Genomic DNA, 23,621 nt, shown 5'->3' with positions numbered 1-23,621 from the left:
CTTTGGCTAACGCTGGTGTCGTCGTTTTGTTGGAGTCTTGCATGTTGTTGCCCATCTTTCTGTTGTCCGCCGCCGGCTTTACGGTGCTGACCACGGAATTCATCATCGTCGGCCTGCTCCCCGCCATTGCCCGCGATCTTCAGGTCAGCATTCCCCAGGCCGGGCTGCTGGTGACCTTGTTTGCGTTTACGGTGGCGGCATTCGGGCCGTTCCTGACCGCCTGGTTCGCCCGCGTAGAACGGCGCAAATTGTTCATCAGCGTGCTGGTGATGTTCGGCCTGGCCAACACGTTGGCAGCGCTGGCTCCGAATATCTGGGTGATGGCCGTTGCCCGGTTGATCCCGGCGCTGGGCCTGCCAGTGTTCTGGGCGTTGGCCAGTGAAACGGCGGTGGACATCGTCGGGCCGCAGTTCGCCGGGCGTGCCATCGCCAGGATCGGTTTCGGCATCGTCTGCGCCACCGTGTTCGGCATCCCGGTGGGCACGCTGATCTCCGATGCGTTTGGCTGGCGCAGTGCCTTTGCGATCCTGGCGGTCATCGCGTTTGCCAAGGCGCTGCTGCTGTTCATTTACCTGCCGAAGACCAACCTGCATCAGCATCAGGTGAGCTTTCGCTCGCAATTCAAGATCTTGCGCAGCCCCTTGATGCAAGGGCATGTGCTGCTGTCGATCCTGGTCTTCAGCGGCATGTTTACCGCCTATACCTACCTGGCGGATATTCTTGAACGCCTGGCCGGCTTCGACGGCACGCTCGTGGGCTGGTGCCTGATGGGCTTCGGCGCGGTGGGCTTGCTGGGCAATTCCCTGGGCGGTCGCGCGGTGGACCGGCACCCGTTGATCGCGTCGATGGTGTTCTGCCTGTTCATGATCGGCGGCATGGTGGCACTGGTGCCAAGCATTCATTCGACTCTGGGTCTGGCGGCTGCGATGGGGATTTGGGGGGTGACCCAAGCGGCTCTGTTCCTGGTCAGCCACGTACGGCTGATGAAAGCCGCACCCGAGGCACCGGCGTTCGCGGCGTCGCTGAACATCGCTGGCGCCAACCTGGGCATTGGCCTGGGCGCGATGGTGGGCGGGCGGGTCATTGATACCCTGGGGTTGGGCAACGTCGGTTTCGCGGCGGCCGGATTCATCCTGGTGTCGATATTGTTGGCGTTGCTTTTGATGACCTTCAAGCCTCGTGCTGCCTGCGCTTAGACGCTGAACAGCTCGCGGCGCGCACCTTCGGCGATGGCGACGATGCCCGGATGGCTGACCTTGCGCTCCACGGAGATGGCGTAGAAGGACTCGCTCACTGCATCTGTCTGGCCGATGACCTGCACGCCGTATTGTCGCTTGACCTCTTCAGCGATCACGCTGGGGCCGATGAAAATCCCGCTGCCGGATTGACCAAACGCCTGCATCAGCGCGCTGTCGTCGAATTCACCGACGATGCGCGGTTGGATCTGCTGCTCGGCGAACCAGCGTTGCAGGCGGCTGCGGATCACGGTTTCCGGCCCGGGGATCAGCAGCGGGGCGTCATGCAGGCCGTGGGGGAAATCCCGTCCATGACGATCGGCCAGCGCGGCGGTGGCGAAAAAACTGATTCCGCATTCTCCCAGCTTCTGGCTGAAGCCCTTGATATCCAGGTGGCTCGGCATCGGGCTGTCGGAAATTACCAGGTCCAGGCGCTGGATTGCCAGGTCTGCCAACAGCCGTTCGAGCTTGTCTTCGCGACAGGTGATGCGCAGCGGTTCAGTCAATTCCATGGTCGGCGCCAGCAGCCGATAGACGATCGATTTGGGCACGACATCCGCCACCCCGACCCGAAACAATGTTTGTTGCTCGTTGGGCTGGGCCCGCAGCATCAGTTCCAGTTCGCCGCCCAGTTGGAACATCTGCTCGGCGTACGGCAACGTCTGGCGACCGGCCTCGGTCAGCTCAAGTTGGCGTCCGACGCGGCGGAACAGCTTGATATTGTAGGTCTGTTCGAACAATGAAATTTGTCCGCTGATGGTCTGCGGGGTCAGGTTCAGCTGCTCACAGGCGCGGACAATACTCCCGGTTTTCGCCACCACCCAGAAATAATGCAATTGCCGATAATTGAGCATGACATCCGCCGCTTCGTAAAAACCGAAGTATAGCTGCCAAAAATACGAATTTTCCTGAAGTATTTCCGTCTCTAGAATTCCGGGCCATCGGTGAGCCATGTTTTGTGCTCGTTCTATTCTCTGAGAGGCACTGTCCATGATGCATAGAAACCTGGGGCTCGCGGCCTTGCTGTCGTTGTCGTCGATGGCCCTGGTGGGCTGTGAACAAGCGGAAAAAAGCGCCCAGCAATTAGCCCAGCAACTTAAGGAACAAGCGGTCGAAACGGCCAAGCAGGCTATCGACGATACGCACAAGGCAGCCGAACAAGCCCTCAGCGAGGCCACCGGAGGGCTGATCAGCCCAAAGGAAGAGCCGGAGAAAGACGCTGAAACATCCGAATCCTCCACCAAGACCCTCTAACCGTCATATCGAGTCAGGACTGACCCATGGATTATCTGTTACAGCTCGCCGCCAGCCCCACTGCCTGGATTGCCCTCGCAACCCTGGTCGTCATGGAAATCGTGCTCGGCATCGATAACCTGATCTTCATCTCGATTTTGACCAACAAGCTGCCCGAACAACACCGTGTCAAGGCACGGCGGGTCGGCATCGGCATGGCGCTGATCCTGCGCCTGGGCCTGTTGAGCACCATCGCCTTCATTGTGCAGTTGACGGAGCCTGTCCTCGAAATTCTCGGCCAGGCGTTTTCCTGGAAGGACATGATCCTGATCGCTGGCGGCTTGTTCCTGTTGTGGAAAGCCACTACCGAGATTCACCACAGCATGGACCCGGCGCCCAACGACCCCAAGTCGGCCTCGTCTGGCGTGACCCTGGGTTTTGCTGCCGCGATCGGTCAGATCCTGATGCTGGACCTGGTGTTTTCCATCGACAGCATCATCACGGCGGTGGGCATGACCGAGCACCTGCCGATCATGATTATTGCCGTGGTGGTTTCGGTCCTGGTGATGCTGTTGGCGGCCGAGCCGTTGGCGAAATTCATCAATGACAACCCGACCGTGGTGATGTTGGCCCTGGGCTTCCTGATCATGATTGGCATGACGCTGATCGCCGAGGGTTTCGGTGCCCATGTACCTAAGGGTTATATCTACGCGGCGATGGCCTTCTCGGCAGCGATCGAGGTGCTGAACATGTTGTCCCGTCGCGCCAGGGAAAAGGCGATGGTCAACAACGGCTGATTCCCAGCGAAAAAAAGCCGCCCCGGTCCAAGGCCGGGGCGGCTTTTTCATGTGTGGCCGATAGACGTCAGTGTGCAGCGGCGTGGCCCCTGGCGGGTTTCGGGGTGGGCTGCGTTTGCCGTGCAGGACCGGGATGGTGGCGCCGGGCGATCCGCAATACGCCCCACAACATGGCGGTGGCTACGCTCAGCCAGCCAAATATCAGCATCAGAATAGTCGTCGTCAGGCTCATCTGTGCCTCCTTCTGCCCAAGGTCGGGCAATGCACTCATTACAATGGACAGTCTAGTCGCTGAAGTGTTACGGGCAGTCGATCCGCGGAATCGACCAACGGATCGGTTCGTTCTATCTCGATGGTGAAACTGTCGTTAATGGCTATACCCAGGCTTGCAGGCACCTTATGATCGTCCGCCCAAGCCCGGCCCGGATGCCGGGCCTGCCTTAACGAGAGAGTCATCATGTCGCCGGTCATTTCATCTTTTCGATCACTGGTACTGGCGGTGTCCTGCCTCGTCGCCCTGGTGGGGTGCGCGGGAAGCGTGTCGCCGCAGATCAAACGCCTGCCTGAACGGGTAGAACTCAACAGCGTGCCGTTCTATAGGGGCGAAATGTACCTGGGCGCCCCGCAGTCACTGGCGGCGCTGCTGACGTTGCAGGGCACTGTCATTACCCCGGGACTGTTGGAAAAACCCTTGCACTTGCCGGGTGGCGAGCCTCTATTGCAGCAGAGCCTGCAATCCTTGGCGCGTGAGTACGGCTTGGTGGTCTACCCGCTCGACAACGAGCTTGGCGCGTTGCTTGAACAGGTAGCGGCGGGTTATCCGGTGCTGTTGCGCTATACCGGGGGGGCAGCGTTCTGGTCCGGCCCGCGATACGCGATTCTCGCTGGGTATAACCGGCAGAAACGCACGGTACTGCTGCGCTCCGGGATGAACCGGCGGTCATTGATGAGTTTTGGTGCGTTCGAATCAGCATTCAAGGACGCGGGGGGGTGGGCGGTCCTGGTCCAGCAACCTACTCAGCTGCCGGCCAACGTCGACTCGCAGCGCTGGCTGAAGGCTGCCGGTGAGCTGGCCGGGGCGGGGCAGGAACAGGCGGCAGCGCGCGCCACCAAGGCTTTGGGCAACGCACGCTAACGCGAATCCCCGTTCGTCACCTGCCGGGCACGACCTTGCCTGCCTTGGGTTCATATCGTCAGGGCCTGGAGTCTCCGGGCCATGATTCAAGGAGGCAGCAATGGCACAGTCGAAAACACCTTCCGGGCCACATTCTTCCGAGCATTCATCCGGCGATGACGATTTGGGGTTCGATCCGGATTCACCGGATCTCGACGATCCTCAGGTCGACCCGATAGGCCCGGCGAAGGCGCCCCGGGACGAGAAGGATCAGGAACCGCCTTCATCCAGGCCTTATGATCCGTTGGGTGATTTGAAGCCCTGAATATGAATAGCCCCGACGAGTCGGGGCTATTCATTGCTGATGCATCTCGTCCTACTTGGACGCTTCCACCACGCCGCTCTGGCGGCTCTTGAGGTTCTTGGCGGCTTTGTATTGCAAAGCGACTGCCGGAACGCTGGCGCTTTTCCCGGTCTCTACCCAACTGCGAATACGGCTGGCATCGGCAAAATGAGTGTACTTGCCGAACGCGTCGAGAATGACCAGCGCCATCGGCCGATCACCCATCTTGGTCAACAGGACAAGACAATGACCGGCCTCGTTGGTGAAGCCTGTCTTTGTCAGCTGGATGTCCCAGTTGGCCTTGTGCACGAGATGGTCAGTGTTGCGAAACCCGAGGCTGTAGACCGGTTTGCGGAACGTCACGGTCTTTTCCTTGGTCGTGCTCAGTTCACTCAGCAGCGGGTATTTGCGCGCGGCCATCAAGAGTTTCGTCAGGTCGCGGGCGGTCGACACGTTGTGGATAGATAGGCCGGTCGGCTCGACGTAATGGGTGCTGGTCATGCCCAGGGCCTTGGCCTTGGCATTCATTGCCGCGATAAACGCCGCGTAGCCGCCAGGGTAGTGATGGGCGAGGCTGGCCGCAGCGCGGTTTTCCGATGACATCAGTGCGATCAGCAACGTATCCCGGCGGGACAGTTCGCTGTTGAGCTTGACCCGGGAGAACACGCCTTTCATTTCCGGCGTGTTGGTGATGGTCATGGAAATGTATTCGTCGAGGTTCTGCTTGGCGTCCAGCACGATCAGGCCCGTCATCAACTTGGTCACCGATGCGATCGGTACCACGACGTCCGGATTGCTCGAATAGACCACTTTGTCTGTCTGCAAATCCAACAAGATGGCGCTGCCGGAGGCGACTTGAAGTTTCGATGTATCCCGTGGCGCCGCGATGGTTTCCTGCGCGTTGACGTTTTGCGTGATGAAGGTGCCTGTGAAAACGAAAAACAGGCTGAGGATCGAAAGACGAATTTTCACGCGAATAGACTCGATAGAGTTGAAAAGGCCATTAAACAGCGGCTTGTTGAAAAAACGCCGCATTTTATGAGTATGGGCGAGGACAGCGCTATATGCCCATGCCAGCGGGGCTGAAGAATAAATAAAGTTTAATGGACGGGGATTCTGGCGAATCGGATCTGAAAAATTTGTAGTCCGAGCGCCACGAGCCTGATCAAGGCTTCAGCCCCTGAAAAAACTGTGGGAGCGAGCTTGCTCGCGATAGCGGTGCACCAGACAACGTACTTGTTGACTGGACACGACCCTATCGCGAGCAAGCTCGCTCCCACAGGTTTGGTTGGGGGTTTTGTCAGCTATGCAGCGTCTCGGCTGCGTACAGCGTGTTCTCCAACAGGCAGGCCCGCGTCATTGGGCCGACGCCGCCAGGTACCGGGGTGATCCAGCCGGCGCGGGGCAGGGCGGTCTCGTAGACCACGTCACCTACCAGCTTGCCGTCGTCCTGGCGATTGATGCCCACGTCAATGACGATGGCGCCTTCCTTGATCCACTCACCTTTGACCAGGCCTGGCTTACCCGCCGCCACGACGACCAGGTCGGCACGGCCGACGTGGCCTGCCAGGTCCTTGGTGAAGCGGTGGGTCACGGTGACGGTGCAACCGGCCAGCAGCAGTTCCATGGCCATTGGACGGCCGACGATATTGGACGCGCCCACGACGACGGCGTCGAGCCCGTAAAGATCCACGCCGGTGCTTTCCAGCAAGGTCATGATGCCCTTGGGGGTGCAGGGACGCAGCAGCGGGATGCGTTGGGCAAGGCGACCGACGTTATAAGGATGAAAACCGTCGACATCTTTGTCCGGGCGGATACGCTCCAGCAGCTTGGAGGCGTCGAGGTGCTCGGGCAGGGGGAGCTGGAGCAGAACGCCATCGATGTTCGGATCGTCATTGAGACGGTCGATCAGGTCGGCCAGCGCTTGCTGAGTGGTTTCGGAAGGCAGGTCGTAGGCCTGGGAAAGGAAGCCGACCTCTTCACAGTCTTTACGCTTGTGCGAGACATAAACCTGAGAGGCAGGATCGCTGCCGACCAGGATCACCGCCAGGCCGGGCGTGCGCAGGCCTTGCTCGCGGCGCTCGGTGACTCGTTGGGCGATCTGCTGGCGCAGGCTGGCGGCGATCGATTTGCCGTCGATAAGTTGTGCAGTCATTGCGCGTGGTTAACCATCGAGAGGGGAAAAAAAGAGAACGCATTCTCGCATGCCGAGGCGTGAGGGCAAAGGCGGTTGGTCTGCAAATTCCCCTAAGCCCTTTAATTAAATGAATTTTTTTCAGAAAAGAGTTGACGACCTATCAGGCCGTCTATAACATTCGTCGCACTTGTCGGGCACAGCCTAGCACTGGTTAAGAAGGTAGAGCGGAGTTGGTTGTTTCAACTCGGCAAAACTGAAAGCACTTAGTTTGTAATCGTCCAAGAATACAGATTAAAAAGGCGCCCGTAGCTCAGCTGGATAGAGCATCCGCCTTCTAAGCGGATGGTCGCAGGTTCGAGTCCTGCCGGGTGCGCCATTAGGCAGCTTTGGCACAAGTAACGCAACAAGGCAATATGGTGGGCGTAGCTCAGTTGGTAGAGCACGGGATTGTGACTCCCGTTGTCGTGGGTTCGATCCCCATCGTCCACCCCATATTCTAGAAAGGCGCCAGATTTAACGGTCTGGCGCCTTTGCTTTAAAAAAGCTTGAAACGCGGATGTGGTGGAATTGGTAGACACACTGGATTTAGGTTCCAGCGCCGCAAGGTGTGAGAGTTCGAGTCTCTCCGTCCGCACCATACAAGTGGCTATTTAATTAGCAGAGAACGGCGCAGAACCTGAGAAGGGGCTGCGCCGTTTTTGTTTTCAAGGATTGTGTGTTCGCGTCGGCCCGGTTTTCACGCGGGCGCGATGTAGTCGATTCGTCGCAAAAAGTGTTTCGCGATGATGCTCGACAGGTTTGCCGGCCTTCCTCTGGAGGCGGCATGCCAGGTTTTTGGAAATGACGCTTCTATATATAGAAGCGCTTTGCAGAGCCTTGGCGATGAGCGACTGTATTTTGCAAACCGGGCGGGGCATGACCGATTGTCCCGCTCCTTAATTCGGCGCCTGTTTCCTGCGCGTTTTCAGTAGGGTGACTTCTTGAGTTTGACCTACTAGAATGCATGCCCTTGATTCTGGGGTCGGAAACGCCCGGCCAACGTCTGTGCAACGAGGAATATCCATGCAAGTTTCTGTTGAAAATACTTCTGCTCTTGAGCGCCGCATGAGCATCACCGTGCCAGCTGAGCGTATCGAGACTCAGGTCAACAAGCGTCTGCAGCAGACTGCCCAAAAGGCCAAGATTCCAGGTTTCCGCCCAGGCAAGGTGCCAATGAGCGTGATCCGTCAGCGTTACGAAGCTGATGCGCGCCAGGAAGCCGTGGGCGACGTGATCCAGTCTTCGTTCTACGAAGCCGTGGTCGAGCAGAAGCTGAACCCGGCTGGCGCTCCTTCCGTCGAGCCTAAAGTGCTGGAAAAAGGCAAGGACCTCGAGTTCGTTGCCACGTTCGAAGTGTTCCCAGAGTTCACTGTTGCCGGTTTCGAGTCCATCGCCGTCGAGCGCCTGAGCGCTGACGTGTCGGACGCCGACCTGGACAAGATGCTGGACATCCTGCGCAAGCAGAACACCCGTTTCGAAGTGACTGATCGTGCTGCCCAGACCGAAGACCAACTGAACATCGATTTCGTTGGCAAGGTTGACGGTGAAGTGTTCGCAGGCGGTTCCGCCAAGGGCACCCAGCTGGTGCTGGGCTCCGGTCGCATGATCCCAGGTTTCGAAGATGGCCTGGTCGGCGCCAAGGCTGGCGAAGAGCGCGTCCTGAACGTGACCTTCCCAGAGGACTACCAGAACCTGGACCTGGCTGGCAAAGCCGCTGAGTTCACTGTAACCGTCAACAGCGTTTCCGAGCCGAAGCTGCCTGAGCTGAACGAAGAATTCTTCGCCCAGTTCGGTATCAAGGAAACTGGCCTGGAAGGTTTCCGCGCCGAAGTTCGCAAGAACATGGAGCGTGAGCTGCGCCAGGCCATCAAGTCCAAGGTGAAGAATCAGGTCATGGACGGTCTGCTGGCCTCCAACCCGATCGAAGTGCCAAAGGCCTTGCTGGACAACGAAGTGAACCGTCTGCGCGTGCAGGCCGTCCAGCAGTTCGGCGGCAACATCAAGCCAGACCAACTGCCGGCCGAGCTGTTCGAAGAGCAAGCCAAGCGCCGCGTTGTGCTGGGTCTGATCGTTGCTGAAGTGGTCAAGCAATTCGAACTCAAGCCTGACGAAGCCCGCGTTCGCGAGCTGATCCAGGAAATGGCCTCGGCTTACCAAGAGCCTGAGCAAGTCGTGTCCTGGTACTACAAGAACGACCAGCAACTGAACGAAGTCCGTTCGGTTGTGCTGGAAGAACAAGTTGTGGATACTGTTCTGCAGAAAGCTAGCGTGACCGACAAAGCGGTCTCTTACGAAGAAGCGGTCAAGCCGGTGGAAGCTCCACAAGCCGATTGATGGTTTCGCGGTAAGAAACACACCCATAAGCCAGCCTTCGCGCTGGCTTATGCGTATTCAAGACATAACTATTTGGGAGTGACTGCGAGACATGTCCCGCAATTCTTTTTATCAGCAGAGCTCTGACATCCAGGCCGCAGGCGGTCTGGTCCCGATGGTTATCGAGCAGTCCGCCCGTGGCGAACGTGCCTATGACATCTACTCGCGCCTGCTCAAGGAGCGAGTGATCTTTCTGGTGGGCCCGGTAGAGGACTACATGGCCAACCTGATCTGTGCACAACTGCTGTTCCTTGAAGCGGAAAATCCGGACAAGGACATCCATCTCTATATCAACTCGCCGGGCGGTTCGGTGACTGCCGGCATGTCGATCTACGACACCATGCAGTTCATCAAGCCCAACGTCTCGACCACCTGTATCGGCCAGGCGTGCAGCATGGGTGCGTTCTTGCTGACCGCCGGTGCCCAGGGCAAGCGTTACTGCCTGCCCAACTCGCGTGTGATGATTCACCAGCCACTGGGTGGTTTCCAGGGCCAGGCATCGGATATCGAGATCCATGCCAAGGAAATCCTCTTCATTCGCGAGCGCCTCAACACCTTGATGGCCAAGCACAGCGGGCGCACCCTTGAAGAAATCGAGCGCGATACGAACCGCGACAACTTCATGAGCGCCGAAGCTGCACGTGAGTATGGCCTGATCGACGAAGTGATCAGCCAGCGCCCCGCTTAAAATAAGCCGCTCAAAATGAGGGTGGTCGGCACGTCCGATCACCTGCGGGCTTGAAAAAGCCCGCAATTGCCTTCATCTTGTGTTGCAAGCCTATCGGATTTGGATCGATCGAATGACTGACACCCGCAACGGCGAGGACAACGGCAAACTGCTTTATTGCTCCTTCTGTGGCAAAAGCCAGCATGAAGTACGCAAATTGATTGCCGGCCCCTCGGTCTTCATTTGCGACGAGTGCGTCGACCTGTGCAATGACATCATCCGTGAGGAGGTGCAGGAAGCCCAGGCCGAAAGCAGCGCGCATAAGTTGCCTTCGCCCAAAGAAATCAGCGGCATCCTTGACCAGTACGTAATCGGTCAGGAACGCGCGAAAAAGGTACTGGCCGTAGCGGTTTACAACCACTACAAGCGCCTGAACCAGCGTGACAAGAAGAATGACGAGGTCGAACTCGGCAAGAGCAACATCCTGCTGATCGGCCCGACAGGCTCGGGTAAGACCCTGCTTGCCGAAACCCTGGCCCGCTTGTTGAACGTTCCCTTCACCATCGCCGACGCAACCACCCTCACCGAGGCGGGTTACGTGGGTGAGGACGTCGAGAACATCATTCAGAAGCTGCTGCAGAAGTGCGATTACGATGTGGAAAAAGCCCAGATGGGCATTGTCTACATCGACGAAATCGACAAGATTTCCCGCAAGTCCGACAACCCGTCGATCACCCGGGACGTTTCCGGTGAAGGCGTGCAGCAGGCCTTGCTGAAATTGATCGAAGGCACGGTTGCCTCCGTTCCGCCCCAGGGCGGTCGCAAGCACCCGCAGCAGGAGTTCCTGCAGGTCGATACCCGCAACATCCTGTTCATCTGTGGTGGTGCGTTCTCCGGCCTCGAAAAGGTCATCCAGAACCGTTCCACCCGCGGCGGCATCGGTTTCAACGCCGAAGTGCGCAGCAAGGAAGAAGGCAAGAAGGTCGGTGAATCCCTGCGTGAAGTCGAGCCTGACGATTTGGTCAAGTTCGGTCTGATCCCCGAATTCGTCGGTCGTCTGCCGGTCCTGGCGACGCTGGACGAGTTGGATGAAGCGGCATTGATGCAGATTCTGACCGAGCCAAAGAACGCCCTGACCAAGCAATATGCCAAGCTGTTCGAAATGGAAGGTGTAGACTTGGAATTCCGTTCCGACGCGCTGAAATCAGTCGCCAAGCGTGCCCTGGAGCGTAAAACCGGTGCCCGTGGGTTGCGCTCGATTCTCGAAGGCGTATTGCTGGACACGATGTACGAGATCCCGTCGCAGTCCGACGTCAGTAAAGTCGTCATCGACGAAAGCGTCATAGAAGGCAAGTCCAAGCCACTGTATATCTACGAAAACAGTGAGCCGGCTGCCAAGGCTGCACCGGACGCGTGAGTGTCCCGCAGTTGAAATAAAAGAAGGGGCCTTCGGGCCCCTTTGCTATTAGCGCGTTTTAGACGTGTCTTAGCGCTTGTTTTTTTTGAAGGCTGCCCCCATCTTGGTTTCAAGCTTACTTCCATCTGTTTACGGCCTTACGGCCGCCGTAGAGGCGAAATCATGAAGACAACCATCGAATTGCCTCTCCTGCCATTGCGCGATGTCGTGGTGTATCCGCACATGGTTATCCCGCTGTTCGTGGGGCGCGAGAAGTCCATCGAAGCCCTTGAGGCCGCGATGACGGGTGATAAGCAGATTCTTCTGATCGCTCAGAGAAATCCTGCCGACGACGATCCCGGCGAAGACGCACTTTATCGCGTAGGTACGATTGCAACGGTCCTGCAACTGCTCAAGCTGCCCGACGGCACCGTCAAGGTCCTGGTTGAAGGCGAGCAGCGTGGGGCAGTCGAGCGTTTCAGCGAAGTGGACGGGTATTGCCGTGCCGAGGTCTCGCTGATCGACGAAGTCGATGCGCCGGAACGTGAATCCGAGGTGTTTGTCCGCAGCCTGCTATCGCAGTTCGAACAGTACGTGCAATTGGGCAAGAAGGTGCCTGCCGAGGTGCTGTCGTCGCTCAATAGCATCGACGAGCCGGGACGCCTGGTCGATACGATGGCGGCCCATATGGCCCTCAAGATCGAGCAGAAGCAGGAAATTCTTGAAATCATCGATTTGTCGGCCCGTGTCGAACACGTACTGGCATTGCTCGATGGCGAGATCGACTTGCTGCAGGTCGAGAAGCGCATTCGCGGTCGCGTCAAGAAACAGATGGAGCGCAGCCAGCGCGAGTACTACCTGAACGAGCAGATGAAGGCCATTCAGAAAGAGCTCGGTGATGGCGATGAAGGTCATAACGAAATCGAAGAGCTGAAGAAGCGCATCGATGCCGCCGGCCTGCCGAAGGATGCGCTTGCCAAGGCCCAGGCCGAGCTGAACAAACTGAAGCAGATGTCACCGATGTCGGCCGAGGCCACCGTGGTGCGTTCCTACATCGACTGGCTGGTCCAGGTGCCGTGGAAGGCCCAGAGCAAGGTTCGCCTGGACCTGGCGCGTGCGGAAGACATCCTGGACGCGGACCACTACGGGTTGGAGGAGGTCAAGGAGCGCATCCTTGAATACCTCGCCGTGCAAAAACGCGTGAAGAAGATTCGTGGCCCGGTGCTGTGCCTGGTGGGCCCTCCAGGGGTCGGTAAGACCTCCCTGGCAGAATCGATTGCCCATGCCACCAACCGCAAATTCGTTCGGATGGCACTGGGTGGCGTGCGCGACGAGGCGGAAATTCGCGGCCATCGTCGGACTTACATCGGTTCCATGCCAGGAAGATTGATTCAAAAGATGACAAAGGTAGGCGTGCGCAACCCTTTGTTCCTTTTGGATGAAATCGACAAGATGGGCAGCGATATGCGCGGTGATCCGGCATCTGCGTTGCTGGAAGTGCTCGATCCGGAGCAGAACCACAATTTCAACGACCATTATCTGGAAGTCGATTACGACCTATCGGACGTGATGTTCCTCTGCACCTCCAACTCGATGAATATTCCGCCAGCGTTGCTGGACCGGATGGAGGTGATTCGTCTGCCGGGCTACACCGAAGACGAGAAGATCAACATCGCTGTCAAATACCTCTCGCCGAAGCAGATCCAGGCCAATGGCCTGAAAAAGGGCGAGCTGGAATTCGACGAGGAAGCGATCCGCGACATCATTCGTTACTACACTCGCGAGGCCGGTGTGCGTGGCCTGGAGCGTCAGATCGCCAAGGTCTGCCGCAAGGCGGTGAAGGAGCATGCTCTCGAGAAGCGCTTCGCAGTCAAGGTGACTTCGGACTCGCTGGAGCATTTCCTGGGCGTGCGCAAATTCCGCTACGGCCTTGCCGAGCAGCAGGACCAGATCGGCCAGGTGACCGGCTTGGCGTGGACGCAAGTCGGTGGCGAGTTGCTGACCATCGAAGCGGCCGTCGTGCCGGGCAAGGGCCAGTTGATCAAGACCGGTTCCCTGGGTGATGTAATGGTCGAATCGATCACCGCGGCGCTGACGGTTGTTCGCAGCCGGGCTCGTAGCCTGGGCATTCCATTGGATTTCCATGAAAAGCGCGACACCCACATCCACATGCCTGAAGGTGCCACGCCCAAGGACGGTCCAAGTGCTGGCGTAGGCATGTGCACGGCATTGGTATCGGCGCTGACCGGCATTCCGGTGCGGGCCGATGTGGCCATGACCGGGGAAATCACCCTGCGTGGCCAGGTGCTGGCGATTGGCGGCCTGAAGGAAAAACTGCTGGCGGCCCACCGTGGTGGCATCAAGATCGTGATCATTCCTGAAGAGAATGTTCGTGATTTGAAGGAAATTCCTGACAACATCAAGCAGGATCTTCAGATCAAACCGGTTAAATGGATTGACGAGGTCCTGCAAATTGCGCTGCAATACGCGCCGGAGCCCTTGCCGGATGTGGCTCCGGAGATTGTCGCGAAGGAAGAAAAGCGAGAGTCTGACTCTAAGGAAAGAATTAGCACGCATTAATACGCATTTGCCTGGGGGGCTTCCTTGACAGTTTTTTAGAGCCCTTGTTATAAAGCGGCTCTTAAGTGTCTGCAGGCCATTCAGCACTCGTTTTTGCTTTCACCAAAAAAACTTAGAATCATCTCAAAATAGATATAAGGGGACTTAGAGTGAACAAGTCGGAACTGATTGATGCTATCGCTGCATCCGCTGATATCCCGAAAGCTGCTGCTGGCCGTGCGCTGGACGCTGTAATCGAATCCGTCACTGGCGCTCTCAAGGCTGGCGACTCTGTTGTTCTGGTTGGTTTCGGTACTTTCTCCGTTACCGATCGTCCAGCTCGTGTTGGTCGCAACCCGCAGACCGGCAAGACGCTGCAGATCGCTGCTGCCAAAAAGCCAGGCTTCAAAGCTGGTAAAGCGCTGAAAGAAGCCGTTAACTAAGGTTTCATTGAGTTTATCCGGGTCGGGGTCATGCCTGGCTTGGCAGCGGAGCGGTAATGCGTCCGGTAACATCCGGGCTGTCACGCCAGGGCTCGCGGGTTCGAGCCCGGTCCGCTCCGCCAGTTACGAGAAGGCGCATCCTCGGATGCGCCTTTCTTCTATCCGGATTCTACCCACGCTCCACGGTTGCCTAAATTTGAAGTTCAACCGTTTCTGGGGGACGCATGCTGCAGAATATCAGGGACAATTCACAAGGCTGGATTGCCAAGACCATCATCGGGGTCATCGTCGCATTGATGGCGTTGACCGGTTTCGATGCCATTTTCAAAGCCACCACCAACAGTAACGAAGCGGCCAAGGTCAACGGCGAAAACATCAGCCAGAACGAGCTGAGCCAGGCGGTCGACATGCAACGCCGCCAGCTCATGCAACAGTTGGGCAAGGATTTCGATGCTTCGCTGCTGGACGAAAAAATGCTGCGCGACTCGGCGCTCAAGGGCCTGATCGATCGCAAGTTGCTGCTGCAAGGTGCCCATGACGCGAAGTTCGGGTTCTCCGAAGCCGCGCTGGACCAAGTGATCCTGCAGACGCCTGAGTTCCAGGTCGATGGCAAATTCAGCCCGGAGCGTTTCGACCAAGTGATTCGCCAGTTGGGTTACGGTCGCTTGCAGTTCCGCCAGATGTTGGCCCAGGAAATGCTGATCGGCCAATTGCGCGCTGGCCTGGCTGGCAGTGGCTTCGTCACTGATGCCCAGGTGCTGGCGTTTGCTCGCCTGGAAAAGCAGACCCGTGATTTCGCCACCCTGACCATCAAGGCAGATCCGTCGGCGGTGAAGCTGACCGATGACGAGGTCAAGGCTTACTACGACCAGCATGCCAAGGAATTCATGACGCCTGACCAGGTCGTCATCGATTACCTTGAATTGAAGAAAGCGTCTTTCTTCGACCAGGTCAGCGTCAAGGACGAAGACTTGCAAGCGGCCTACCAGAAAGAGATTGCTAACCTGTCTGAGCAACGTCGGGCAGCGCATATCCTGATCGAAGTGAACGACAAGGTCACCGAAGCCCAGGCCAAGGCGAAGATCGAGGAAGTCCAGGCTCGCCTGGCCAAAGGCGAATCTTTCGAGGCGTTGGCGAAGGAATACTCCCAGGATCCGGGTTCGGCAAACAATGGCGGTGACTTGGGTTATGCCGGGCCAGGTGTCTACGATCCCGAGTTCGAAAAAGCGCTGTATGCGTTGAGCAAGGATCAGGTATCGGCACCGGTGCGAACCGATTTCGGCCTGCACCTGATCAAGCTGCTGGGCGTTGAAGCCCCTGAGGTGCCGACCTTCGCTAGCCTGAAGGAAAAGCTCACTCGCGAGCTGAAGACCCAGCAGGTGGAGCAACGCTTCGTCGAAGCGACCAAGCAACTGGAAGATGCATCGTTCGAAGCTTCTGATCTCGCTCAGCCGGCGCAGGACCTGAAGCTGACCGTGCATACGTCGGCGCCGTTCGGTCGTGAAGGTGGCGAAGGGATCGCGGCCAACCGCGCCGTCGTGACCGCTGCGTTCAGCCCGGAAGTCCTGAATGAGGGTGCCAACAGCACCGCCATCGAACTGGACCCGGAAACGGTCGTGGTGCTGCGTGCCAAGGAGCATCGCAAGCCTGAGCAACTGCCATTGGAAAACGTGGCCGGGCCTATCCGCGCCCAGTTGGCCAAGGAGCATGCGAGCGCGGCTGCCAAGACCCGTGCCGACGAGCTGATCGCCAGCTTGCGTGATGGCAAGGCGGCGTTGGACAAGCCCGTCAATGGCCAAGGCTGGAAAGCCGTCGAAGCAGCTACTCGTGGCCAGGAGGGCGTTGACCCTGCGGTGTTGCAGGCGTTGTTCCGCATGCCCAAGCCTGAGTCGAAGGATAAGCCAACGTTCGCCAGCGTGACCTTGGCGGACGGCAGCGTGACGGTCCTGCGCTTGAACGGCGTGAACGAAGCGGCGGCGCCGACGGACGAAGAGAAGGCGGAGTATCGTCGCTACCTCGCGTCCCGTGTCGGTCAGCAGGACTTCGCGGCGTATCGCAAGCAATTGGAAAGCCAGGCGGACATCAAGCGTTTCTGATGTTTTGACGGTGTGTCTATCTAGACCCCGGCCGAAAGGTCGGGGTCTTTTTTTTGTTTCTGCGCGTGACTCCTGGAAGCGATGTTCGTCGATTCGTCGAGTTTTGTCTTTTTCCTGTCGGCAACCCACCGTAGACTTGTAAGCCCTTTGAGACATGATTAGCCAAGCTGACCGGCAGCGTTCTGTTGCACAATACGCGCCGGACTGTTTTCTCCAGGATGTTCAATGTTCAGATCATTTCACATGCGCACCGTTGGGCTGGCATTGCTGCTGGCCGTCGCAACCGGTTGTTCCTCCAAGAAGGCGGCCATCTACGAGCACGAGAACTTTGATGATTCGGGCACGTTCTCGCGCACTTACCCGGTGACTGATGTGGCGACCTGTGAAGCGGGCCGTCGGGCATTGCTCAGCCAGGGTTACATCATCACCAGCAGCGATCCGAAGCTGGTCAGCGGACACAAGAGTTTCCAGCAGACCGGTGACACCCACATGGAGATCAGTTTCAATCTGGTCTGCGCCGAGGATGGCGGCCCCGGACATCGCGCGACCATGTTCGCCAACGCCCTGCAGGACCGTTATGCCCTGAAGAAAATCAATAACTCCGCCAGCCTGGGCGTGGGGGTATTGGGGTCTGTGTCGATGCCGATCGGCTCTTCGGATGATTCGATGGTCAAGGTGGCCAGCGAAACCGTGTCGGCAGCCAAGTTCTACGAGCGTTTCTTTACGTTGGTGGAACTCTTCCTGCCTCCGGAAGCAAAAAAAGCCGTCGAGACTGGCGACAAACCGAAAACCGAGCTCGGCGTTCCCGAGTCCAAGGCCGAACCGGCTGCCTTGGTTCCCCCTCCAGCCCCCCAGCCGGCGGCGCTGCAGGCTCCCGAGCCGACGCCAGCCCCTGCGCCTGCGACGCCGGTTGAACCTGCCCCTGCGGTGTCGGAGCCGGTCGCACCACCGGTCGAGCCCGCGCCGATTGCCCCCAGCGAGCCAGAGTCTTCTGCACCTTCGGCGACGGAAACCATTACGCCGCCACCGGCCAGTTCCCTGCCGGCGCCGACCGAGCCCATCCAGCCACTTCCGGCGTCCTGAAGCGGTGTGGCAAGGAGCGTAATCCCTTGCTACATCTCCCAGCTTTAAATTCCCGATGCTGTGCTACGTTTAATTCATGAAGCCTTGGCTTCATGTTTTGTTCATAAAGCAGCTTTATGCTGATTCCAGGCCTTCAGGCATTGGTTCAACGATATTGGGAAGGACAGGCAATGGACGATTATCAGGAAGAGCTGCTGGAATATCAGGCGTATGAGCTGGATCCGCTGGAGCCCGCCGAAGACGCGACGGAGCTGTAGGTCGGCAGGGTAGCTGGCGCTGCACGCCTCAAAGAGTGGCGCTCAAGCGCCCTTGCGGCTGCGACGAAACTCTCCCGGCGTCTGGTTGTTCCAGCGCTTGAAAGCGCGCTGAAACGCCTCGGCTGAGGCAAACCCGAGCAGGTAGGCGATTTCGCCGAACGCCAGTTCCGTGTCGCGAATGTACGTCATTGCCAGGTCTCGGCGCGTGTCGTTGAGGATCGCGCGGTATTGCGTACCTTCTTCCGCCAGCTTGCGACGCAATGTCCAGGTCGGCAATTTCAGGCGCGTGGCAACTTCTTCGAGATCCGGTTCCCGTCCCCCACTGAGTAACGGTCCCAGCAATTGGATGATGCGCTCGCGCAAGCTGCGCGTTCGTGTCAGTTGCTCCAGTTCCCGTTCGCATAATTGAACCAGATGGTGCCAGGTGCTTGGGCAATGCTGGCGGTTGCGCTGGGCGAGACTGTCCAGGCCCAGGCGCAGCTGATTCTGTTCGGCGCCGAATTGGATCGGGCATTCGCCTAAGACACGGTAGGCCTCCAGGTACTCCGGCTCCTGGAATTCGATTTCGATACGTTCAGCCCGCAGCGGGACGTCGCTTATGCTGGACAACTGATGGAGCCAGCCGGCGATGATCGAATCCACGACAAAGCGGTTATAGGCGTTGTACGGACTGATGGAATAGAACCGCAGCCACGCACCTCGCGCATCCTCATGCAAACTCGATTGCCCGCGGTAGTTAGAGCCGTATAGGGGTTCGAAACGGATCATGCAGCGCGCGGCTTCGCGCACGGTGGGTGCTTGTGCGGCGGTGACGCCGGCCAGCCCGGCCTGGCTCAAGCGGCTGAGCTGGCCCATGCGCAGGCCCAGGGCCGGGTCCTGGGTCAGTTGGATCGCGGCATGGCCCAGGCGCATGTAGCGCGGAATCGACAGGCGAGCCCCGGGTTCGGCCAGGCGTGCCGCATCGAGGCCGTATTGTTCAAGCAGTGGCTGGGGATCCTGCCCATGGCTGGCCACTGCATCAGCGAGGCTGTGGACGAAACCTACGGACAGGTCGCCCAGGCGCATCGGTTGCGGCTTCATGTTCACAGCCACAGGTTGAGCAGGCGTGCGCCACGGGCTTCGCCGTCGGCGAATTGCTGGCCGTCGTGGCTGATGAAACTCTGCCCGGCGCTGCCGCTGTCCCAGAATTGCCCGCGCAGGAACACGCTGACGCCGCCACGTGCCTGGCTGACCGGCAATTGGCTGGTCAATGTCAGGCGTCGCCAGGCCTGGCCTTCGTTCACTTCACCGGGCTTGAGGCTCACTTCGCTTGGGGTGGACAGGCCTTTATAGCCGCTCCAGGGTTTGCTCCAGGTATCGCGACCGACGACGAAGGCCGGTACGGCGATCAGTTGCGCGCCTTGTTCGTTGAGTTGTCGATAGTGCAGCGGGTACCAACTGTCGGTGCCGATCAGCACGCCCAGGCGTCCAGCGGGCGTTTCTATGACATGCGTGGCGTCGGGCCGTTCGGCCTGGAGCACATCCTGCCGGTCAAACGCCGGATAGCGTTGACGCTGGGGCTGGCCGATGGGACGGCCGTCGCGACCGAACACCAGGCTGCTGTTGTACAGGGCGCCGCGCCCGATAGTCAGTTCGCCTTCGTTGACGCTGGGCTCGGGCAGGACGATGGAGCCGGCCACCAGTGTTACGTTGAATTCCCTGGCGAGGCCGCCGAACAGGACTTGATAGTCGCGGGCCATGGTGTCTGCCTTCATGCGCAGGTACGCATCGTCCAGGCGGTTGTCGCCCTGGGCGCCGGCGAGTGCACGAATGAATGCCAACGGGTTGCTGAACGCCAGCCAATGCATGGCTTGTCTCAAGGTAGGCGCTTGGTACACCTCATCTTTTTCACCGCTGACCATCAACCAGGTGCCGATGTGCTCGGGCAGGACCACGACAGTCTTATCGTTGAGAAACCCTTGGTCGCGAGCAGTCTGCAGGTAGGCGGCGAGCTTTCGATGCAGGCGTTCGGGGCTCTGGTAGTCGGTGGGGAACAATTCAGGCTGGATGCCCAGCAGGTTGCCTCGATCAGCAGGGGTGCCTTGGTCGACCGCCAGGTTGATCCGCAGATCTGACAGGTAATGGCCCATCGGGCGGTCTGCTGTCCACGAGGCGTAGGTGAACAGGACGGCCAACAACGCCAGGGAGAACAGCAGGTACAGAAATTTGCGCATGAGAACAGTCGGTCGCCGCGTACAGGGTCGTGATTTTCATCAAGAGTCACCTGGCAGGGTACGGAAAACAATGGATTAGCGAAAGGGTGTGCCGGACACGCCGGACATCCCCCTAATGTTTCTTGGCCTTCCTGATGCGAAGCATGATCAGCAACATGATCAACAGTACCGGCGGCGCCATGCCCAATAGCGCGTCACGGGCAGACAGATTCGCCCCCAGCGTATGCAGCCCGCTATAAACCAGTTTGAACAGGTTGATCAGGTAGTAGGTGATGGCGATGATGGATAAGCCTTCCACCGCACGTTGAATCTTTATTTGCGCGTCGGCGCGTGCGTTGAGGCTGCGCAGGATTTCCGCGTTCTGGTCTTCCATCTCGACCTGTACGCGGGCTTGCAGCAGGTCACCCAGGTTGGCAACGCTCAAGGCGAGCTGTTCAAGCCGCTGTTCGGTGGCGGCGCAATACCGCACCGTCGGTTTGAAGCGCCGCTCGATGAACACGCCCAATCGCTGACAGTCACCCAGGTGGCTCTCCCGCAATTCGCCCAGGCGTTCGAAGACCAGTTGCGCATAGGCTCGGGTCGCGCTGAACCGATGGCGATTCTTGACCGTACTGCTGACGACCTGGCGGGAGAGTTGGGTGATATCTTCCAGCAAGGCCTTGGCATGCACGCCGCTGGCCTTTGCATTGCGTTCGGAAAGCGCCACGAGGGTGCGATCGTATTCATTCAGTTGCGGGTCCAGTGCCTTGGCAGTGCTCAGCGACAACGACGCCATCATGCGATAGGTTTCGATTTCCAACAGCCGCCGGATCATCCGTCCCTGGCGGTAGGCGTTGAGTCTTCGATTGATGAACAGCAAGCGATTGGTACCGTCCTCGGTCAGCCGAAAGTCGCTCCAGACCACGGCATCGCCGCCGCCGACACTGGAGCCGCAGGGATCCTTGAAGCCGTAGCTGGGCAAGTCGAGCCCTGCTTCGCCACGCACCACCACCTGAACGGCATTGATGATGTGCTCGCGGTGGTCTTCGATACCCCGCGCCAGGCAATCGGGGAGGGCGGCCCACTGCAGCTCATCGCTACCCGCCGCAACGACCAGGGTCAGGGTGAAGAACTCGGTGTGGCGCTCCCATTTCAGAGGATGCCCGTCCAGTTGGGTAATGCCCTGTGCGGCATCGCTCGACACCGTGTCGGGGCACAGCTGCCCGAGCAGCTTGTCGCATCGGAGGTTGTCACCCAGCAATGCCAAGTGAAAGACGTGAGCCGGTTCGTCGAAATACAGCGACGGGCGTGCGTGCAATTCGTTGTGCAGCGTTTTTCGTTGGGGATGCATGCGAGGGGCGACCGTGTGGTTAGCGTTTTTTTTAGGTAGAGCACCTGCCAGCTTCCATAGGACTCGCGCGCTCTGCCGCAAGTCACGGTCCACCGCCCGGAGTCGCTGCGCATTTGGATCATTAAGTTGTCAGTTACGGTCATTGAGCGCCTGCCCCCCGACTCTTACGCTGTTGGGCAAGAGATGGAGGCCGAAGAGCTTCCGCATTTTCCGTGATCGCCCGTAGTGGAGTTACCGATGACCGCCCCTCATTACCCGCATTTGCTGGCCCCGCTGGACCTGGGCTTTACCACGTTGCGCAACCGCACCCTGATGGGGTCGATGCACACCGGTCTCGAGGAGAAGCCGGGTGGTTTCGAGCGCATGGCGGCGTATTTCGCCGAGCGTGCCCGGGGCGGCGTGGGCCTGATGGTGACCGGCGGGATCGGGCCTAACGATGAAGGTGGCGTTTACTCCGGTGCGGCCAAGTTGACTACCGAGGAAGAGGCGCTCAAGCACCAGATCGTCACCCGGGCGGTGCATGAGGCCGGAGGCAAGATCTGCATGCAGATTCTCCATGCCGGTCGTTATGCCTACAGCCCCAAGCAGGTGGCACCGAGCGCGATCCAGGCTCCGATCAACCCGTTCAAGCCCAAGGAACTGGACGAAGAGGGCATCGAGAAACAGATCAGTGATTTTGTCACCTGTTCGGTGCTGGCCCAGAAGGCCGAGTACGACGGTGTCGAGATCATGGGGTCGGAAGGTTATTTCATTAACCAATTCCTGGCGGCACACACCAACCACCGGACCGACCGCTGGGGCGGCAGCTATGAAAACCGCATGCGCCTGCCGGTGGAAATCGTGCGCCGAGTACGCGAGGCGGTCGGCCCGAATTTCATCATCATCTTCCGTCTGTCGATGCTCGACCTGGTGGAAGGGGGCAGCACGTGGGATGAGATCGTTCAATTGGCCCAGGCCATCGAGCAGGCCGGCGCGACGATCATCAACACCGGTATCGGTTGGCACGAAGCGCGGATTCCTACCATTGCCACCAAGGTGCCGCGGGCGGCGTTCAGTAAAGTCACCGCCAAGTTGCGTGGCTCGGTGAGCATTCCGTTGATTACCACCAACCGTATCAACACGCCTGACGTGGCGGAGCGGATCCTGGCGGAAGGCGACGCCGACATGGTGTCCATGGCGCGGCCCTTCCTCGCCGACCCGGAATTCGTCAACAAGGCCGCCGCAGGCCGGGCCGACGAAATCAACACCTGCATCGGCTGCAACCAGGCCTGCCTGGACCATACGTTTGGCGGCAAGCTCACCAGTTGCCTGGTGAATCCGCGGGCGTGCCATGAGACTGAGCTCAATTACCTGCCGGCGACCCAGGTGAAGAAAATCGCCGTGGTCGGCGCCGGTCCTGCCGGGTTGTCCGCGGCTACCGTGGCGGCCGAGCGGGGGCATCAGGTGACATTGTTCGATGCCGCCAGCGAAATTGGCGGTCAGTTCAACGTCGCCAAGCGGGTGCCGGGCAAGGAGGAATTCTTTGAAACCCTGCGCTACTTCAAGCGCAAGTTGCAGACCACCCACGTCGAGCTGTGCCTCGATTCCCGCGTCGATGTGGCGCAGTTGGTGGCCGGCGGTTACGACGAAATCATCCTGGCGACCGGGATTGCGCCGCGTGTACCTGCGATCCCGGGGGTGGAACATCCCAAGGTGCTGAGTTACCTGGACGTGATCCTCGAACGCAAGCCGGTTGGCCGCAGTGTCGCGGTGATCGGTGCCGGCGGGATTGGCTTTGACGTGTCGGAGTTCCTGGTCCATCAAGGTGTTGCGACCAGCCAGGACCGCGAGGCGTTCTGGAAGGAGTGGGGGATCGACACCCATCTCCAGGCGCGTGGCGGTGTCGCCGGGATCAAGGCCGAGCCCCATGCTCCGGCGCGCCAGGTGTTCCTGTTGCAGCGCAAGAAGTCCAAGGTCGGCGATGGCCTGGGCAAGACCACCGGCTGGATTCATCGCACTGGCTTGAAGAACAAACAGGTGCAGATGCTCAACAGTGTCGAATACCTGAAGATCGACGATGAGGGCTTGCACATTCGCATTGGCGAGACGGGCGAGCCGCAGGTGCTGCCCGTGGATAACATCGTCATCTGCGCCGGGCAGGATCCGCTGCGCGAGTTGCAGGAAGGCCTGGAAGCGGCTGGGCAGACTGTCCACCTCATCGGCGGTGCCGACGTGGCGGCGGAACTGGACGCCAAGCGCGCCATCGACCAGGGTTCGCGGCTGGCGGCACAGTTGTAAGGCGCAAAGCCCCTAGCTCCAAGACCCAT

20 protein-coding genes and 3 tRNA genes are annotated in these 23,621 nt (G+C 59.0%); 17 read left to right on the top strand and 6 right to left on the bottom strand.

Features of this window, described 5'->3' with window-relative positions; genetic code table 11:
- Positions 1–41: 41 nt before the first annotated feature.
- Positions 42–1,196 carry an MFS transporter gene (locus OC610_RS01855; RefSeq protein ID WP_030140012.1) on the top strand — a complete coding sequence of 385 codons (1,155 nt, stop codon included), beginning with the start codon at positions 42–44 and terminating at the stop codon, positions 1,194–1,196.
- Here OC610_RS01855 and nhaR read toward each other — a convergent pair.
- Positions 1,193–2,089: a transcriptional activator NhaR gene (gene nhaR / locus OC610_RS01850; protein WP_264426270.1), complete on the bottom strand. Its 897-nt coding sequence runs from the start codon at positions 2,087–2,089 to the stop codon at positions 1,193–1,195. The genes OC610_RS01855 and nhaR overlap by 4 nt on opposite strands.
- Before the next feature lie 136 nt (positions 2,090–2,225).
- Here nhaR and OC610_RS01845 point away from each other — a divergent pair, with 136 nt between their 5' ends.
- From OC610_RS01845 to OC610_RS01830, 4 genes are all read left to right on the top strand, one after another.
- Entirely contained in the window at positions 2,226–2,489 is a 264-nt protein-coding gene (locus OC610_RS01845) for a hypothetical protein (protein WP_264426269.1), read from the top strand.
- Between the two features lie 26 nt (positions 2,490–2,515).
- Positions 2,516–3,265 carry a TerC family protein gene (locus tag OC610_RS01840; protein WP_264426268.1) on the top strand — a complete coding sequence of 250 codons (750 nt, stop codon included), beginning with the start codon at positions 2,516–2,518 and terminating at the stop codon, positions 3,263–3,265.
- Positions 3,266–3,722: 457 nt separating this feature from the next.
- Positions 3,723–4,400, top strand: coding sequence for a peptidase C39 family protein (locus OC610_RS01835; RefSeq protein WP_264426267.1), 678 nt, complete (start codon positions 3,723–3,725; stop codon positions 4,398–4,400).
- 100 nt (positions 4,401–4,500) lie between these two features.
- Entirely contained in the window at positions 4,501–4,704 is a 204-nt protein-coding gene (locus tag OC610_RS01830; protein ID WP_264426266.1) for a DUF6021 family protein, read from the top strand.
- Positions 4,705–4,755: 51 nt separating this feature from the next.
- Here OC610_RS01830 and pbpG read toward each other — a convergent pair whose 3' ends face one another.
- Positions 4,756–5,694 carry a D-alanyl-D-alanine endopeptidase gene (gene pbpG / locus OC610_RS01825; protein WP_264426265.1) on the bottom strand — a complete coding sequence of 313 codons (939 nt, stop codon included), beginning with the start codon at positions 5,692–5,694 and terminating at the stop codon, positions 4,756–4,758.
- Positions 5,695–6,022: 328 nt separating this feature from the next.
- The gene (folD, locus tag OC610_RS01820; protein WP_030140019.1) at positions 6,023–6,877 is read right to left on the bottom strand and encodes a bifunctional methylenetetrahydrofolate dehydrogenase/methenyltetrahydrofolate cyclohydrolase FolD; all 855 of its coding nucleotides are present in this window, start codon (positions 6,875–6,877) and stop codon (positions 6,023–6,025) included.
- 281 nt (positions 6,878–7,158) lie between these two features.
- On the opposite strand from folD, the gene OC610_RS01815 reads away from it, so the two are divergent.
- The 11 genes from OC610_RS01815 to OC610_RS01765 all read left to right on the top strand — a co-directional run bounded on the left by OC610_RS01815 (position 7,159) and on the right by OC610_RS01765 (position 17,772).
- Positions 7,159–7,235: transfer RNA gene (locus OC610_RS01815), tRNA-Arg, on the top strand.
- A 40-nt stretch (positions 7,236–7,275) separates the two neighbouring features.
- Positions 7,276–7,351: transfer RNA gene (locus OC610_RS01810), tRNA-His, on the top strand.
- Positions 7,352–7,411: 60 nt separating this feature from the next.
- Positions 7,412–7,496: transfer RNA gene (locus OC610_RS01805), tRNA-Leu, on the top strand.
- Positions 7,497–7,921: 425 nt separating this feature from the next.
- Positions 7,922–9,232, top strand: a complete 1,311-nt coding sequence (tig, locus tag OC610_RS01800; protein ID WP_181286851.1) for a trigger factor — start codon at positions 7,922–7,924, stop codon at positions 9,230–9,232.
- A gap of 91 nt (positions 9,233–9,323) precedes the next feature.
- Positions 9,324–9,959 carry an ATP-dependent Clp endopeptidase proteolytic subunit ClpP gene (gene clpP / locus OC610_RS01795; protein WP_030140021.1) on the top strand — a complete coding sequence of 212 codons (636 nt, stop codon included), beginning with the start codon at positions 9,324–9,326 and terminating at the stop codon, positions 9,957–9,959.
- A gap of 112 nt (positions 9,960–10,071) precedes the next feature.
- The gene (gene clpX, locus OC610_RS01790) at positions 10,072–11,355 is read left to right on the top strand and encodes an ATP-dependent Clp protease ATP-binding subunit ClpX (RefSeq protein WP_030140022.1); all 1,284 of its coding nucleotides are present in this window, start codon (positions 10,072–10,074) and stop codon (positions 11,353–11,355) included.
- A 162-nt stretch (positions 11,356–11,517) separates the two neighbouring features.
- Positions 11,518–13,914 (top strand): endopeptidase La, encoded by a 2,397-nt coding sequence (lon, locus tag OC610_RS01785; protein ID WP_030140023.1) that lies wholly within the window; start codon positions 11,518–11,520, stop codon positions 13,912–13,914.
- 149 nt (positions 13,915–14,063) lie between these two features.
- Complete coding sequence (locus OC610_RS01780; protein WP_008077714.1) at positions 14,064–14,336, top strand: HU family DNA-binding protein; 273 nt, start codon at positions 14,064–14,066, stop codon at positions 14,334–14,336.
- Between the two features lie 224 nt (positions 14,337–14,560).
- Positions 14,561–16,432 carry a SurA N-terminal domain-containing protein gene (locus OC610_RS01775; RefSeq protein ID WP_264426263.1) on the top strand — a complete coding sequence of 624 codons (1,872 nt, stop codon included), beginning with the start codon at positions 14,561–14,563 and terminating at the stop codon, positions 16,430–16,432.
- 225 nt (positions 16,433–16,657) lie between these two features.
- Entirely contained in the window at positions 16,658–17,515 is an 858-nt protein-coding gene (locus tag OC610_RS01770; protein WP_264426261.1) for a DUF2242 domain-containing protein, read from the top strand.
- 116 nt (positions 17,516–17,631) lie between these two features.
- Positions 17,632–17,772, top strand: coding sequence for a hypothetical protein (locus OC610_RS01765; protein ID WP_264426259.1), 141 nt, complete (start codon positions 17,632–17,634; stop codon positions 17,770–17,772).
- Positions 17,773–17,814: 42 nt separating this feature from the next.
- Here OC610_RS01765 and OC610_RS01760 read toward each other — a convergent pair whose 3' ends face one another.
- From OC610_RS01760 to OC610_RS01750, 3 genes are all read right to left on the bottom strand, one after another.
- Positions 17,815–18,852, bottom strand: a complete 1,038-nt coding sequence (locus tag OC610_RS01760; protein ID WP_264426258.1) for an AraC family transcriptional regulator — start codon at positions 18,850–18,852, stop codon at positions 17,815–17,817.
- A gap of 2 nt (positions 18,853–18,854) precedes the next feature.
- A complete protein-coding gene (locus OC610_RS01755; RefSeq protein ID WP_264426256.1) occupies positions 18,855–19,985 on the bottom strand; it encodes a carbon-nitrogen hydrolase family protein in 1,131 nt (376 codons plus the stop codon).
- Positions 19,986–20,097: 112 nt separating this feature from the next.
- Positions 20,098–21,315, bottom strand: a complete 1,218-nt coding sequence (locus OC610_RS01750; RefSeq protein ID WP_264426255.1) for a DUF3422 domain-containing protein — start codon at positions 21,313–21,315, stop codon at positions 20,098–20,100.
- Between the two features lie 237 nt (positions 21,316–21,552).
- Here OC610_RS01750 and OC610_RS01745 point away from each other — a divergent pair, with 237 nt between their 5' ends.
- Complete coding sequence (locus OC610_RS01745) at positions 21,553–23,592, top strand: oxidoreductase (RefSeq protein ID WP_264426254.1); 2,040 nt, start codon at positions 21,553–21,555, stop codon at positions 23,590–23,592.
- Positions 23,593–23,621: the final 29 nt, after the last annotated feature.

The organism is Pseudomonas agronomica (assembly GCF_025917275.1).
Classification (GTDB): domain Bacteria; phylum Pseudomonadota; class Gammaproteobacteria; order Pseudomonadales; family Pseudomonadaceae; genus Aquipseudomonas; species Aquipseudomonas agronomica.
This window is presented reverse-complemented; position numbering and strand designations above follow the sequence as displayed.